Origin of the sequence: Paraburkholderia acidisoli (genome assembly GCF_009789675.1) — a bacterium.
Classification (GTDB): domain Bacteria; phylum Pseudomonadota; class Gammaproteobacteria; order Burkholderiales; family Burkholderiaceae; genus Paraburkholderia; species Paraburkholderia acidisoli.
This window is the reverse complement of the sequence record NZ_CP046913.1, coordinates 1,601,947-1,615,035: the sequence shown is the minus strand read 5'-3', so window position 1 is coordinate 1,615,035 and position 13,089 is coordinate 1,601,947. Positions and strand designations below refer to the sequence as shown.

13 protein-coding genes are annotated in these 13,089 nt (G+C 67.6%); 11 read left to right on the top strand and 2 right to left on the bottom strand.

Going from position 1 to position 13,089, the window contains the following annotated elements:
* The first annotated feature begins 56 nt into the window (after window positions 1–56).
* The 8 genes from FAZ98_RS07000 (at window position 57) to FAZ98_RS06965 (ending at window position 8,117) form a co-directional block, all read left to right on the top strand.
* Window positions 57–2,162: a 3-hydroxyacyl-CoA dehydrogenase NAD-binding domain-containing protein gene (locus FAZ98_RS07000; RefSeq protein ID WP_158950085.1), complete on the top strand. Its 2,106-nt coding sequence runs from the start codon at window positions 57–59 to the stop codon at window positions 2,160–2,162.
* 24 nt (window positions 2,163–2,186) lie between these two features.
* Window positions 2,187–2,822, top strand: coding sequence for a bifunctional nicotinamidase/pyrazinamidase (pncA, locus tag FAZ98_RS06995; RefSeq protein ID WP_158950069.1), 636 nt, complete (start codon window positions 2,187–2,189; stop codon window positions 2,820–2,822).
* A 106-nt stretch (window positions 2,823–2,928) separates the two neighbouring features.
* Entirely contained in the window at window positions 2,929–4,107 is a 1,179-nt protein-coding gene (locus FAZ98_RS06990) for an acetyl-CoA C-acyltransferase (RefSeq protein ID WP_158950067.1), read from the top strand.
* Between the two features lie 136 nt (window positions 4,108–4,243).
* Entirely contained in the window at window positions 4,244–4,546 is a 303-nt protein-coding gene (locus FAZ98_RS06985; RefSeq protein ID WP_158951899.1) for a Dabb family protein, read from the top strand.
* A gap of 14 nt (window positions 4,547–4,560) precedes the next feature.
* Window positions 4,561–5,049: a PaaI family thioesterase gene (locus FAZ98_RS06980; RefSeq protein WP_158950065.1), complete on the top strand. Its 489-nt coding sequence runs from the start codon at window positions 4,561–4,563 to the stop codon at window positions 5,047–5,049.
* A 149-nt stretch (window positions 5,050–5,198) separates the two neighbouring features.
* Window positions 5,199–6,197 carry an NADP-dependent oxidoreductase gene (locus FAZ98_RS06975; RefSeq protein ID WP_158950063.1) on the top strand — a complete coding sequence of 333 codons (999 nt, stop codon included), beginning with the start codon at window positions 5,199–5,201 and terminating at the stop codon, window positions 6,195–6,197.
* Window positions 6,198–6,214: 17 nt separating this feature from the next.
* Window positions 6,215–7,093: an SDR family oxidoreductase gene (locus tag FAZ98_RS06970; protein WP_158950061.1), complete on the top strand. Its 879-nt coding sequence runs from the start codon at window positions 6,215–6,217 to the stop codon at window positions 7,091–7,093.
* A gap of 49 nt (window positions 7,094–7,142) precedes the next feature.
* Window positions 7,143–8,117 carry an alpha/beta hydrolase gene (locus FAZ98_RS06965; RefSeq protein WP_158950059.1) on the top strand — a complete coding sequence of 325 codons (975 nt, stop codon included), beginning with the start codon at window positions 7,143–7,145 and terminating at the stop codon, window positions 8,115–8,117.
* A gap of 32 nt (window positions 8,118–8,149) precedes the next feature.
* Here the strand turns inward: FAZ98_RS06965 and FAZ98_RS06960 are convergent, their stop codons facing one another.
* Both FAZ98_RS06960 and ygfZ read right to left on the bottom strand, forming a co-directional pair.
* Window positions 8,150–9,019, bottom strand: a complete 870-nt coding sequence (locus FAZ98_RS06960; RefSeq protein ID WP_158950057.1) for an NRDE family protein — start codon at window positions 9,017–9,019, stop codon at window positions 8,150–8,152.
* A gap of 115 nt (window positions 9,020–9,134) precedes the next feature.
* Entirely contained in the window at window positions 9,135–10,160 is a 1,026-nt protein-coding gene (gene ygfZ / locus FAZ98_RS06955) for a CAF17-like 4Fe-4S cluster assembly/insertion protein YgfZ (RefSeq protein WP_158950055.1), read from the bottom strand.
* Window positions 10,161–10,237: 77 nt separating this feature from the next.
* On the opposite strand from ygfZ, the gene mltG reads away from it, so the two are divergent.
* The 3 genes from mltG to FAZ98_RS06940 are packed head-to-tail and all read left to right on the top strand — an operon-like array spanning window position 10,238 to window position 12,957.
* Window positions 10,238–11,248 carry an endolytic transglycosylase MltG gene (gene mltG / locus FAZ98_RS06950; RefSeq protein ID WP_158950053.1) on the top strand — a complete coding sequence of 337 codons (1,011 nt, stop codon included), beginning with the start codon at window positions 10,238–10,240 and terminating at the stop codon, window positions 11,246–11,248.
* Window positions 11,249–11,869, top strand: a complete 621-nt coding sequence (gene tmk, locus FAZ98_RS06945) for a dTMP kinase (RefSeq protein WP_158950051.1) — start codon at window positions 11,249–11,251, stop codon at window positions 11,867–11,869.
* Between the two features lie 41 nt (window positions 11,870–11,910).
* A complete protein-coding gene (locus FAZ98_RS06940; protein WP_158950049.1) occupies window positions 11,911–12,957 on the top strand; it encodes a DNA polymerase III subunit delta' in 1,047 nt (348 codons plus the stop codon).
* The last annotated feature ends 132 nt before the right edge of the window (window positions 12,958–13,089 follow it).

The following is a 13,089-nucleotide window of genomic DNA, read 5'->3' as shown; positions in this document are numbered from 1 at the left end:
GTCGGACAATGAAGCCGACAACGCACACCGCGGCCCGCAAGCATGGAGGCAGCCCAATGGCATCAGATCCGGCAGTCAGCACGGCAGTGGATTACACGACACGCGACGGCGTTGCCGTCATCACGCTCAACAATCCGCCGGTGAACGGCCTGGGCCACGCCACACGCACCGGCATCGTCGAGGGCCTCGCGCGCGCGAACGCGGACACCGCGGTGCGCGCCATCGTCATCGCGGGCGCCGGCAAGGCCTTCTCCGGTGGCGCCGACATCACCGAATTCAACACGCCGAAAGCGACCCAGGAGCCCACGCTCCACACCGTCATCAACGAAGTGGAGAAAAGCGCGAAGCCGGTCGTGGCCGCGATCCACAGCGTGGCGATGGGCGGCGGCCTCGAACTCGCGCTCGGCGCGCACTATCGCGTGGCCGCGCCCGGCGCGCAGATCGCACTGCCCGAAGTCAAGCTCGGCATTCTGCCCGGCGCGGGCGGCACGCAGCGTCTGCCGCGCGCGATCGGGCTCGAAACCGCGCTCAACATGATCGTCACGGGCACGCCTGTGATGAGCGAAACGCTCGCGAATGCCGGGCTGTTCGACGCCATGGCGCAAGGCGATCTGCTCGAAGAAGCTATCGCGTTCGCACGCAAGGCCGGCGATAAAGCGGGCCCGCATCCGCTCGTGCGCCATCGCAAGATCGTGCACCCGAACGCCGAGGGCTTTCTGCAGTTTTCGCGCAACACGGTTGGGGCGATGGCGAAGCACTATCCGGCGCCGCTCAAATGCGTCGATGCCATCGCGGCTGGCGTGAAAGAGGGTTTCGACAAGGGCCTCGCGTTCGAGCGCGCGTGCTTCGTCGAACTCGTGCAGACGCCCGAAAGCCGCGCGTTGCGTCACGCGTTCTTCGGCGAGCGCGCCGCGAGCAAGATCCCCGACGTGCCGTCGAGCACGCCCACGCGCGATATCCGGCAAGTGGCCGTGATCGGCGCGGGCACGATGGGCGGCGGCATCACCATGAACTTCCTCAACGCGGGCTTGCCCGTCACGCTGCTGGAAACGAAGCAGGAAGCGCTCGATCGCGGTCTCGCGACCATCCGCAAGAACTACGAGGCGCAGGTCAGGAAGGGCAAGCTCACGGCGGAAAAACTCGAAGCGCGCATGGCGCTGATTCGCCCGACGCTCTCTTATGACGACCTCGCGCAGGCCGATCTCGTGATCGAGGCCGTGTTCGAAGAATTGAGCGTGAAAGAGCAGGTGTTCAAACGTCTCGACGAAGTCGCGAAGGCCGGCGCGATTCTCGCCTCGAACACCTCCACGCTCGACGTCGACAAGATCGCGGCGTTCACGAAGCGCCCGCAGGACGTGGTGGGCTTGCACTTCTTCAGTCCCGCGAATGTGATGAAGCTGCTCGAAGTCGTGCGCGGCAAGGCAACGGCCAAGGACGTGCTCGCCACGGTCATGCAGGTCGCGAAGAAGATCCGCAAGACCGCTGTGGTCTCGGGCGTGTGCGACGGCTTTATCGGCAATCGCATGGTCGAGCAATACATTCGCCAGGCGCTTTACATGCTCGAAGAGGGCGCGCTGCCCGCGCAGGTCGACCGCGCGATCGAGAAGTTCGGCTTTGCGATGGGACCGTTCCGCATGAGCGATCTCGCGGGCAACGACATTGGCTGGGCGATTCGCAAGCGCCGTTACCAGGAACAGCCCGAGCTCGACTATTCGAAGATCGCCGACCGCCTGTGCGAGCAGGGCCGCTTCGGGCAGAAGACCGGCGCGGGCTGGTACGACTACAAGGCGGGCGAGCGCAATGCGCTGCCTTCGAAGCTCGTTGACGAGATGATCGTCGCGTATTCGCAGGAAGTGGGCGTCGCGCGCCGCAAGCTGGCCGACGACGAAATCGTCGAGCGGCTGGTGTTCGCGCTCGTGAACGAAGGCGCGAAGATTCTCGAAGAAGGCATCGCCTCGAAAGCTTCCGACATCGACATGGTCTATCTCACGGGCTACGGTTTTCCGCTGTGGCGCGGCGGCCCGATGCTGTATGCCGATAGCGTGGGCCTCTACAACGTCGAGCGCGCGATGCGCCGCTACGCGCAGCAGCCCAACGGCGCGGCGTGGCAACCCGCGCCCTCGATTACCGAACTCGCCTCCCGGGGCGGATCTTTCAACTAGGTCTTTTCCAACGGACGACGCAACATGAGAAGCGCAAACGACGTGCTCCTGCTCATCGACCTGCAATACGACTTCATGCCGGGCGGTGCGCTGGCCGTCGCGCACGGCGACGAGGTCGTGCCGGTCGCGAACCGGCTCGCGCGCGAGTTCGGCCACGTGGTGCTCACGCAGGACTGGCACCCGGCGCAGCACGTTTCGTTTGCCGCCAATCACGCGGGCCGCGCACCCTTCGAGATGACCACGCTGCCCTACGGCGAGCAGGTGTTGTGGCCCACGCACTGCGTGCAGGACACCGAGGGCGCGGCGCTGCATCGCGATCTCGACGTGCCGCACGCGCGCGCCATTATCCGCAAGGGGCATCACGCCGACGTGGACAGCTATTCCGCGTTTCTCGAGGCCGACCGCAAGACGCCCACGGGACTCGCGGGGTATCTGCGCGACGTGGGCGCCCAGCGCGTGTATTGCTGCGGGCTCGCCACCGACTATTGCGTGGCGTGGTCGGCGCTCGACGCGCGCGCCGCGGGCTTCGAGACCGTGCTGATCGAGGACGCCTCGCGCGCGATCGATCTGAATGGCTCGCTGGCTGCCGCATGGGAGCAGTTGCACGCGGCAGGCGTGACGCGCGCGCAAACCGCCGACGTGCTCGCTGGCCGCGCTTGAGCCGCCAGATGCGCTAAATGCGCTCGTTCGATACGAAAGACGACTCACGACATCAGCAAGATAATCGCGACCCGCGCCCCCGCCGCGCAGGTCACAAGGAGACACCATGACCGACGCCGTAATCGTATCCACCGCCCGCACGGGCCTCGCCAAATCGTGGAAGGGCGCCTTCAACATGACGCATGGCGCCACGCTCGGCGGCCATGTCACGCAAGCCGCCGTCGAGCGCGCGAAGCTCGACCCCGCGCGCGTCGAGGACGTGATCATGGGCTGCGCGAATCCCGAAGGCGCGACCGGCGGCAACATCGCGCGCCAGATCGCGCTGCGCGCGGGCTTGCCCGTGAGCGTGCCCGGCATGACCGTGAACCGTTTCTGTTCGTCGGGATTGCAGACCATCGCGCTCGCGGCGCAACGCGTGATTGCTGGCGAAGGCGACGTGTTCGTGGCGGGCGGCGTGGAATCGATCTCGTGCGTGCAGAACGAGATGAACCGCCACATGATGGTCGAAGGCTGGCTCAACCAGCACAAGCCCGAGATCTACTGGAACATGCTGCAAACGGCCGAAAACGTCGCGAAACGCTATGAAATCTCGAAGGCGCGCCAGGACGAATACGGCGTGCAGTCACAGCAGCGCGCCGCGGCGGCGCAGGCCGCTGGCCTCTTCAACGACGAAATCGTGCCGATGACGGTGCTCGCCGGTATCGCCGACAAAGCCACGGGCCAGCTCGTCACGAAGGAAGTGACCATTGCCGCCGACGAAGGCATTCGCGCCGACACCACGCTCGAAGGCGTGGCGAAGATTCGCACGGCGTTGCCCGGCGGTGTGATCACGGCTGGCAACGCGAGCCAGTTTTCGGACGGCGCGAGCGCCTGCGTCGTGATGAACGCGAAGGTGGCCGAGCGCGAAGGCCTGCAACCGCTCGGCATTTTCCGCGGCTTCGCGGTGGCCGGCTGCGAGCCGGACGAAATGGGCATCGGGCCCGTGTTCGCGGTGCCCAAACTGCTCAAGCAGGCCGGCCTCAAGGTCGAGGACATCGGCCTCTGGGAACTCAACGAAGCGTTCGCGGTGCAGGTGCTCTATTGCCGCGACAAGCTGGGCATTCCCACCGATCGCCTGAACGTGAACGGCGGCGCGATCGCCGTGGGCCATCCGTATGGGGTTTCGGGGGCGCGTCTCACGGGCCACGCGCTCATCGAGGGCAAGCGGCGCGGCGCGAAGTTCGTCGTCGTGACGATGTGCATCGGCGGCGGGCAAGGCGCGGCAGGGCTGTTCGAAATCGCCTGACCGAGTGCGTGAATGGCGGCATGCGCGCTGTTCGCGCGGCCTTCGTGCAAGCGGTGCTGCGGGTATCATGACGGCTTCCGGCGTGGCGCTCGAAGCGATCGCCATGCCGTCCTCATGCAGACAGAAAGGTGAAATCGTGATTCGTCATATCGTGATGTGGAAGCTCAAGGAATCCGCCGAAGGCGCGTCGCGCGCGGAAAACGTCGCGAAGCTCAAGACGCTGCTGGAAAGCTGCCGCGACCTCGTGCCGGGCACGCTGCATCTCGAAGTGGGCGTGGCGGGCGAGGGCCTCGACTCGACGTTCGATATCGTGCTCGTGTCCGATTTCGCCGATAAGGCGGCGCTCGACGCCTATCAGGTGCACCCGGGCCATCTGGTGGTGAAGCAGTTCGCGAAGCTCGTGGTCGAGACGCGCCAGTGCGTGGATTACCTGGCCTGATGATGACGAGCACCATGACCGACGCCTCCGCAGACCCGCAGCAAACCCCGCAGACGATCATTGAAAGCCCGTTCGTCGATCACCTCGGCGCGCAACTCGTGAGCGCCCGCGACGGCGAAAGCGAAGTCGTGCTGCCGCTCGCCGCGCGTCACATGAATACGTGGGACGTCGCGCACGGCGGCGTGACCATGACGCTGTGCGACGTCGCGCTCGCCATGGCCGCACGCAGTGTCGCGGCCGACGGCGTGGGCGTCGTCACCGTCGAAATGAAAGTGAACTTCATGCAGCCGGGGCGCGGCGAGTTGCGCGCCACGGGCCGTGTGCTTCACCGCTCGACCACGATGGCCTATTGCGAAGGCGAGATTCGCGACAGCGAAGGCCATTTCGTCGCGAAGGCGCTCGGCACCTTCAAGTACATGCGCAGGCTTGCCGTGGGTCGCGACGTGACCCGCCAGCGTCTGCGCAGCGATCCCAGCGCGCGTCCGGGACCGAGCGACGGCTGATCGGCGCAAGTTTGCCGCAGCGGTTTCGCGCCGTTTTTCGTCGCTTTGATCTCTATTTTTTCGCGCGCTTTTTTGCCGTTCATCGCGCGGCCTGCTGATGTCGTCGCACGCCGCGCACTCCATGACGCATCACGCGACAGAGGCACGCCATGACTCAAACCAATCGCCAGATCCTGCTCGTTTCCCGCCCGCAAGGCGCGGCCAGCACCGACAATTTCCGCCTCGTCGAAACACCGCTCGCGCCGCTCGCGGAAGGCGAAGTACGCGTGCGCAATCACTTTCTCTCGCTCGATCCGTACATGCGCGGCCGCATGAACGACAGCAAGTCGTACGCGGCGCCGCAGGCGCTCGACACGGTCATGATCGGCGGCACCGTGGGCGAGGTGGTCGAATCGCGCAACGCGAAGTTCAAGGCCGGCGACAAGGTCGTGGGCATGGCGGGCTGGCAGGAATACGGCACGTCGAACGGCGCGGATCTGCGCGTGGTCGATACGACGCACGTGCCGCTTTCCGCGTATCTCGGCCCGGTTGGCATGCCGGGCGTGACGGGCTGGTACGGCCTGAACGGCATCATCAAGCCGCAGGCAGGGCAAACGGTCGTGGTGAGCGCGGCGAGCGGCGCCGTGGGCAGCGTGGTCGGCCAGTTGGCGAAGCGCGCGGGCTGCCGCGCCGTGGGCATCGCGGGCGGCGCGGAAAAGTGCCGCTACGTGACCGAAACGCTGGGCTTCGACGCGTGCGTGGACTACAAGGCCGGCAATCTCTATCAGGACCTCAAGACCGCGACGCCCGAGGGCGTGGACGGCTACTTCGAGAACGTGGGCGGCGCCGTGCTCGACGCCACCCTCGCGCGCATGAATCCGTTCGGCCGTATCGCCGTGTGCGGCATGATCGCGGGCTACGACGGCGAGCCGGTGCCGCTCAAGTTTCCGCAGCTGATCCTCACGCAGCGGCTGCTCGTGCAGGGCTTCATCGTCACCGAACATCTCGACGTCTGGCCGCAGGCGCTCACCGAACTCGGCACGCTCGTCGGCAAGCAGCAGCTCGTGTATCGCGAGAGCGTGGCCGACGGGCTCGAGAACGCGCCCGAAGCGTTCCTCGGCATGCTCAAGGGCCAGAATTTCGGCAAGCAGCTCGTCAAGCTGATCTGATCGCGGGTGACTCGCACATGACCGTACCGTTCGAATTCGACGGCCGCGTGGCCGTCATCACGGGCGCGGCGAGCGGCTTCGGCCGCGCGTTCGCGCAACACGCCGCCGCGCTCGGCATGAAGCTCGTGCTCGCCGACCTCGACGAAGCCCAGCTCGACGCCGCCGTGGCCGCGTTGCGCGAGAACGGCACGCAGGCGATCGGCGTGCGCACCGACGTGCGCGACCCGGCGCAGGTGGACGTGCTGGCGCAAACCGCGCGCGACGCCTACGGCAAGGCGCATCTGCTGTTCAACAACGCGGGCGTCGGCACCGGCGGCTTCGTGTGGGAAAGCAGCGCGCAGGACTGGGAGTGGGTGTTCGGCGTGAACGTGATGGGTGTCGCGAACGGCGTGCGCAGCTTCACGCCGATGATGCTCGCGCAGGGCGAGCGCGCGCATATCGTCAACACGGCTTCGGTGGCGGGTCTGCTTTCGCCGCCCGCGATGGGCGTGTACAACGCGTCGAAGCACGCCGTGGTCGCGCTCACCGAAACGCTTTATCACGACCTCAAGAACGTGACCGATCTCGTGAGCTGCTCGCTGCTGTGCCCGGCCTTCGTGCCCACGGGCATCGCCAACGCCGAGCGCAGCCGGCCCGACCATCTGCGCAACGCCGTGCCGCCCACGCGCTCGCAGCAGGCCGCCGACCTGCAACTGCAACGCGCGGTGCGTTCGGGCAAGCTCACGCCCGACGACGTGGCGAAGGCCACGTTCGACGCGGTGCGCGAAGGTCGCTTCTACGTGCTCACGCATCCGGCCATCCTCCCCTCGGTAAAGCTGCGTCACGAAGACATCGAAACGCAGCGCAATCCGGTCGATCCGCTTTCGCTGAAGCCCGACGTGAAGAAGCCGTCTTGATTCGCCGATTGAGCGGGCCGCATCACGCGATGACGCGAGGCCAACCCCGATGCCGCTGACCGCGAAGATGGCGCTCGTGCTGGAGATGGTCGCGCGCGGCGGCCGTCCGCCGTATCACGAGCAAACGCCGCAGGACGCACGCGCCTGGTATGAAAAGAGCGCCTCGGTGCTGGAGATCGATGCGGCGCCGCTGCACGGCGTCGACGATCTACGCGTGCCCGTGCGCGACGGCACGACCATCCGCGCGCGGCTTTATCGGCCCGTCGAGCCGCAGTGGAGCGAGCCGCTGCCCGTGCTCGTCTACTATCACGGCGGCGGTTTCACGACCGGCAGCGTCGACACGCACGACGCGCTGTGCCGCATGTTCGCGCGCGACGCGCGCTGCGCCGTGTTGTCCGTCGATTACCGGCTCGCGCCCGAGCATCGCTTCCCGACCGCCGTGCACGACGCGTTCGACGCCTATGCGTGGCTGCACGCGCAAGCGGCCGGGTACGCGCTCGACGCAACGCGGATCGCGGTGGGCGGCGACAGCGCGGGCGGCACGCTCGCCGCCGTGGTGGCCGTGCTCGCGCGCGACGCGGGCATCGCGCCCGTGCTGCAACTGCTGTTCTATCCGGCCGTGGCCGCGCGGCAGCAGAGCGAGTCGCATGAACGTCTCGCCGAGGGCTATCTGCTCACGGCGCGCACGATCCAGTGGTTCTTCCGGCATTACGCACGCAGCGACGCCGACCGCGACGACTGGCGTTTCGCGCCGCTCGACGGCACGCAATCGCCCGATGGCCGCGTGCCCGGGTTTCGCGACCTCGCGCCCGCGTGGATCGGCGTGGCGGAATTCGATCCGTTCGTGGACGAAGGCGAGGCCTACGCGCGCAAGCTGCGCGCGGCGGGCAACGCGGTCACGCTCGTGCGCTATGCGGGCGTGATCCACGAGTTCATCAAGATGGGTTCGTTCGTCGACGAAGCGCGCGAGGCGCATCGCGACGCCGCGCAGGCCTTGCGCGCGGCGTTTGGCACGGGCGATTGAACCCCGTGGATTGAACCCCGTGTCGCGTTGGTTTAACGCGCTTCGACGCTGAACGTTGCCTCGCGCACGAAGTCGCCGGGCCGGACGATGCGGTGCGTGCCGTCGTCGTCGCTGAGTTCCATCGCTGCCACTTCCAGCGCGCCATCGCGCACCGTCACGCGCAGCGCCGTCGTGCCGCGCGTGCCGTATTCGGGCGTTTCGATGAAGGCCGCCGAGAGCGCGCGCTCGCGTTCGAGCGAAATGCCCGTGGCGGGCAAGTCGCGGTCGGGGGCGATCTGCGGATCGCGCATCATTGCCACGAGTTGCGCGAGCGGCACGGGCTGAGCCGGCGTGGCGCCTTCCACCCGTTGCGCCAGTTCCGCGCGCTTGCGCACGAGCTTGGGCCACGGCGTGTCGAGCACGGCGTTCGAAATGCCGTGCGTGCCTTCGGGCAGCAGGGCGGGCGCCAGATCGGCGCGATTACAGTACCAGGCGAGTTCGCGCCGCGTCCAGTCGCCGATCACGAGATTGAAGCCGTTATAGAGATCGCCCGTGCGCGCGACTTCTTCGAGATAGCCGAATGGGGTATCTGCGATGTCGGGCGCACCCGTGAGCCAGCGCGAGACCAGCGTGCCGCGCGTGGGCGCGTCGGCGCGCGTTTCGTGCGGCGCGCGATAGTTGGTGAGGGCGGCGAAGCGGCCGCCGCGCGTCATGCCGAGCCACGTGCCGCCGCCCACGAGATCGCGGCCCGCGAGCACGTCCGCCGACGAGCCGCCCGAGGCGGCGGATCCGGCCGCGTCGGCGCCGGTCCACCAGTGCAGCGGGTCGGCGGTGCGGCGCAGGAATTCGTCGCGATTGGCGGCGAGCGTGAAGAGCGTGCCGGCGCTTGCGCGCGGACGCCAGTCGAAGACGATCAGGCACATGGCGGGAAACCTGGCGCGAGCGGGACGCCGCAGAAGTGAACGTGACAGCGAATGCGGGAGTGGCGCGCCGCACGCGGGCCGCAATGCGCAGGCTCGCGCGCGACGCCTGGCAACATCAGACTTCGGTGGGCAGCGCGTAGGGCAGCGGCAGCACGCGCAGCGCGGGGCCGTCGGCGGCGCCCAGATGCACGCTGCCGTTTTCGAGCGCCGCGAGCTTGATTTCGGCGAGCAGGTCGACGCCGCCATCGGGCGCGGCCGCCGCGTTCACGACCATGCCGCACGGCTGGCCCGGATCGTCGGAGTGGAACAGCTCGGCGCCCGCGCGCGCGAGGTCGAGCCCGGCCGCGACGCTCGCGAGCGCGGTGCGGCGCTTGATGGTGCCGCGGTACTGGCTGCGCGCGACGATCTCCTGACCCGGATAGCAGCCCTTGCGGAAATTCACGCCGCCGAGCACGTCGTAGTTCACCATCTGCGGGACGAATTGCTCGCTCACCGGCTGCGTGATGCGCGGTTCGCCCGCGCGAATGTCGAGCCAGTCCCACACGGCCGGCGAGACGCGCTTAAGCGCGCCGTCGAGTTTCGCGAGGCGCGCCTCGACCGCCTCCTTCGGGCCGACCCACAGGTAGCGCACGCGCTCCGCCGCGTCGGGCACGCGGATCAGCGTGCCGGCCGGGTCGTCGACCTTGACGTGGACACCGTCGGGCAGGGCGTCGAATTCGGCGGCCAGTGCGCCGCGCACGTCGCCCGCGAGGCCCACGACGAGCAGCTTGTCGCTGTCGTCGGTGAGCTTCGCCTTGGCGCGCAGCACGAACATCGACAGACGCTTTTGCACGGCGGGCTGCACGTCCTTCGCGATCAGCAGGCGGATGGTGTCGCCGGTCTTCCACGTGAGGAACGAGGCGAGCAGGCGGCCCTTCGGCGAGCAATACCCGGCCAGACGCGCACCGGCCACGTCGAGATGCTGGACGTCGTTGGTGAGCTGGCTATGCAGGAAGCTCGCGGCGTCGTCGCCGTTGGCGTCGATCACGCCGAACTGCGGCAGGATCGCGTAGGCACCGCCGTTGAGCACCGCGTCGAAGTCGGCGGCCAGGGGCGTGGTGGAGGAAGCGTTCTGGGAGGTGAGGTCGTGCGGGGAGTTCATGGATTCGGGGAACAGTCAATCCTGACTTTGGCGGGTTCGAACAGTTATTATATGAGGCTAACCAAAGTCGTGTTTCCATGTCCCTTCTGAAGAAATGCCTTGCCGCCGGCGCCGCGCTCGTCGTGCTTGGCGCCGCCGCCGCGGGCGGTGTCTGGCACTGGGCCACCACGCCGCTCACGCTCGCCGCTCCCCAGCTCGACGTCACCATCAAGCCCCACAGCACGGTGCGCAGCGCCACGGCGCAATTGCGGCGCGGCGGCGTGCCGGTCCAGCCGCAGCTTTTTGTGCTCATCACGCGCGCGCTCGGGCTGCAAAGTCAGCTCAAATCGGGCAACTACGAATTCAAGACGGGCGTGACGCCTTACGACGTGCTGCAAAAAATGGCGCTCGGCGACGTCAACGAGTCGGTGGCGACCATTATCGAAGGCTGGACCTTCAAGCACATGCGCGCGGAACTCGACGCGAATCCCGCGCTGCGCCACGACACGGCCGGCATGACCGACGCGCAGCTGCTCGCGGCGATCGGCGCGCCGCCCGCGCCCTACGGTAACGGCGAAGGGCTGTTTTTCCCCGATACCTATTTGTTCGACAAGGGTTCGAGCGATCTCGACGTGTACCGCCGCGCCTACAAGCTGATGCAGACGCGGCTCGACGAGGCGTGGACCGCGCGCGCGCCGGGGCTGCCGCTCAAGTCGCCATACGAGGCGCTCACGCTGGCCTCGCTGGTGGAAAAGGAAACGGGCCGCGCGGGAGATCGCGCGCTGGTCGCCGCCGTCTTTTCCAACCGGCTCAAAGTGGGCATGCCGCTGCAAACCGATCCGGCCGTGATCTACGGTCTGGGCGGCAATTACATGGGCCATCTGCACAAGCGCGATTTGCAGTCGGACACTCTTTACAATACCTACCTGCGCCTCGGCTTGCCGCCCACGCCCATCGCGTTGCCCGGCGTGGCGGCGCTTCAGGCGGCGCTCAATCCGGCTTCTACCGCGGCGCTGTACTTCGTGGCGCGCGGCGACGGCAGCAGCGTGTTTTCTGACAATCTCGTCGACCACAACAAGGCCGTCGACAAGTACATCCGGGGTAACTAAATGGCGCGGGGCCGATTCATCACGTTCGAAGGCATCGACGGCGCGGGCAAGACCACCCATCTCGCCTGGTTTCGCGACCAGCTCGCGCACAAGCTCGCGCCCACGGGCCGCCGCGTCGTCATGACGCGCGAGCCGGGCGGCACGCCGCTCGGCGAGGCCGTGCGCGACATCGTGCTCCATCAGTCGATGGATCTCGAAACCGAGGCGCTGCTGATGTTCGCGGCGCGCCGCGAGCATCTCGCCCAGGTGATCGAGCCGGCGCTCGCGCGCGGCGACTGGGTGCTCTCCGACCGCTTCACCGACGCGACCTTCGCGTATCAGGGCGGCGGCCGCGGGCTGCCGCGCGACAAGCTCGAAACGCTGGAGCGCTGGGTGCAGGGCGGCTTTCAGCCCGACCTCACGGTGCTGTTCGATCTGCCGCCCGACACCGCGAGCGAGCGACGCGGCGCGGCGCGCGAACCCGACCGCTTCGAGAGCGAAACCGACGCGTTTTTCACGCGCACGCGCGCCGAATACCTGCGCCGCGCTGAGGAAGCGCCGTACCGGTTTGCGATCGTCGATTCGTCGCAAGGTATCGACGCCATTCGTCAGCGCCTCGAACACGTGGTCGCCGAACTTTAAGCATCGCTTCAAGAACCTCGTCTAATCGATTGATTCACAAGATGATCTATCCCTGGCAAACCGACGACTGGCAACGGCTCCAGCAACTGCGCAGCCACTGGCCGCACGCGCTGCTGCTGCACGGCCAGGCGGGCATCGGCAAGCTCCAGTTCGCGCAGCATCTCGCCAAGGGGCTGCTGTGCGAGTCGCCGCAGGCGAACGGCGAGCCGTGCGGCGCCTGCGCGGCCTGCAACTGGTTCGCGCAGGGCAATCATCCCGATTACCGCATCGTGGTGCCCGAGGCGCTCGCGGGCGAGATCGGCCCGGCCGGCGGAGACGACGACGCCAAAGCCGCCAAAGCCGATAAAGGCGAGGGCGAGGAAGGCAAGAAGGGCCGCGCGCCGAGCAAGGAAATCCGCATCGAACAGGTGCGCGCGCTGCTCGACTTCGCCAATGTGGGCTCGCATCGCGGCGGCTTGCGCGTGGTCGTGCTGTATCCGGTCGAGGCGCTCAACGTGGCCGCCGCCAACGCGCTGCTGAAAACGCTGGAGGAGCCGCCTGCGAGCGTGGTGTTCCTGCTGGTCTCGGCGCGCATCGACCGTTTGCTGCCCACCATCGTCAGCCGCTGCCGCCAATGGCCGATGGGCACGCCCGCGCCGGATGCCGCCGCGGCATGGCTCGCGCAGCAAGGCGTGGCCGACGCCGCCGCATTGCTAGCCGAAGCGGGCGGCGCGCCGCTCGCGGCACTGGCGCTCGCGCACGACGAGAACCGCACGCTGCGCGACTGGACGCTCGCTCAACTCGCGTCCGGCCCGGCCTGCGACGCGTTCGCGTGCGGCGAGACCTTGCAGAAGCTGCCCGTGCCGCTCGTGCTCGGCTGGCTGCAACGCTGGGCCTACGACCTGCTTTCGCAGCGTACGGCGGGGCGGCCGCGCTATTTTCCGCAGGCCGCCGCGGCGCTGGCCCGCTGCGCGAACAGCGTCGATGCCGCGGCGCTGGCGCGCTACATGAAGACCGTCACGCGCCAGCGCGCCGTGGAAAACCATCCGCTGAATGCGCGCCTCGTGTTCGAGGAACTGTTTCTCGGCTATCGTGAATTGTTCGCCTGAGCGGTTTGCATCAGCGGTTTGCATCAGCGGTTTCCCTGAGCGTTTCGCCTGAGCGGGCTTTCGGCCGGTAGCGCACCGCGTGCGCGCTCGCGGCTTCATCCTGATGACGTGGGTTAAGCTCCGAGGCCGTGA

Coding starts and splice junctions, on each gene's coding strand:
- FAZ98_RS07000 (WP_158950085.1), top strand. CDS start 57: ATGGCATCAGATCCGGCAGTCAGCACGGCAGTGGATTACACGACACGC.
- pncA (WP_158950069.1), top strand. CDS start 2,187: ATGAGAAGCGCAAACGACGTGCTCCTGCTCATCGACCTGCAATACGAC.
- FAZ98_RS06990 (WP_158950067.1), top strand. CDS start 2,929: ATGACCGACGCCGTAATCGTATCCACCGCCCGCACGGGCCTCGCCAAA.
- FAZ98_RS06980 (WP_158950065.1), top strand. CDS start 4,561: ATGACCGACGCCTCCGCAGACCCGCAGCAAACCCCGCAGACGATCATT.
- FAZ98_RS06975 (WP_158950063.1), top strand. CDS start 5,199: ATGACTCAAACCAATCGCCAGATCCTGCTCGTTTCCCGCCCGCAAGGC.
- FAZ98_RS06970 (WP_158950061.1), top strand. CDS start 6,215: ATGACCGTACCGTTCGAATTCGACGGCCGCGTGGCCGTCATCACGGGC.
- FAZ98_RS06965 (WP_158950059.1), top strand. CDS start 7,143: ATGCCGCTGACCGCGAAGATGGCGCTCGTGCTGGAGATGGTCGCGCGC.
- FAZ98_RS06960 (WP_158950057.1), bottom strand. CDS start 9,019: ATGTGCCTGATCGTCTTCGACTGGCGTCCGCGCGCAAGCGCCGGCACG.
- ygfZ (WP_158950055.1), bottom strand. CDS start 10,160: ATGAACTCCCCGCACGACCTCACCTCCCAGAACGCTTCCTCCACCACG.
- mltG (WP_158950053.1), top strand. CDS start 10,238: ATGTCCCTTCTGAAGAAATGCCTTGCCGCCGGCGCCGCGCTCGTCGTG.
- tmk (WP_158950051.1), top strand. CDS start 11,249: ATGGCGCGGGGCCGATTCATCACGTTCGAAGGCATCGACGGCGCGGGC.
- FAZ98_RS06940 (WP_158950049.1), top strand. CDS start 11,911: ATGATCTATCCCTGGCAAACCGACGACTGGCAACGGCTCCAGCAACTG.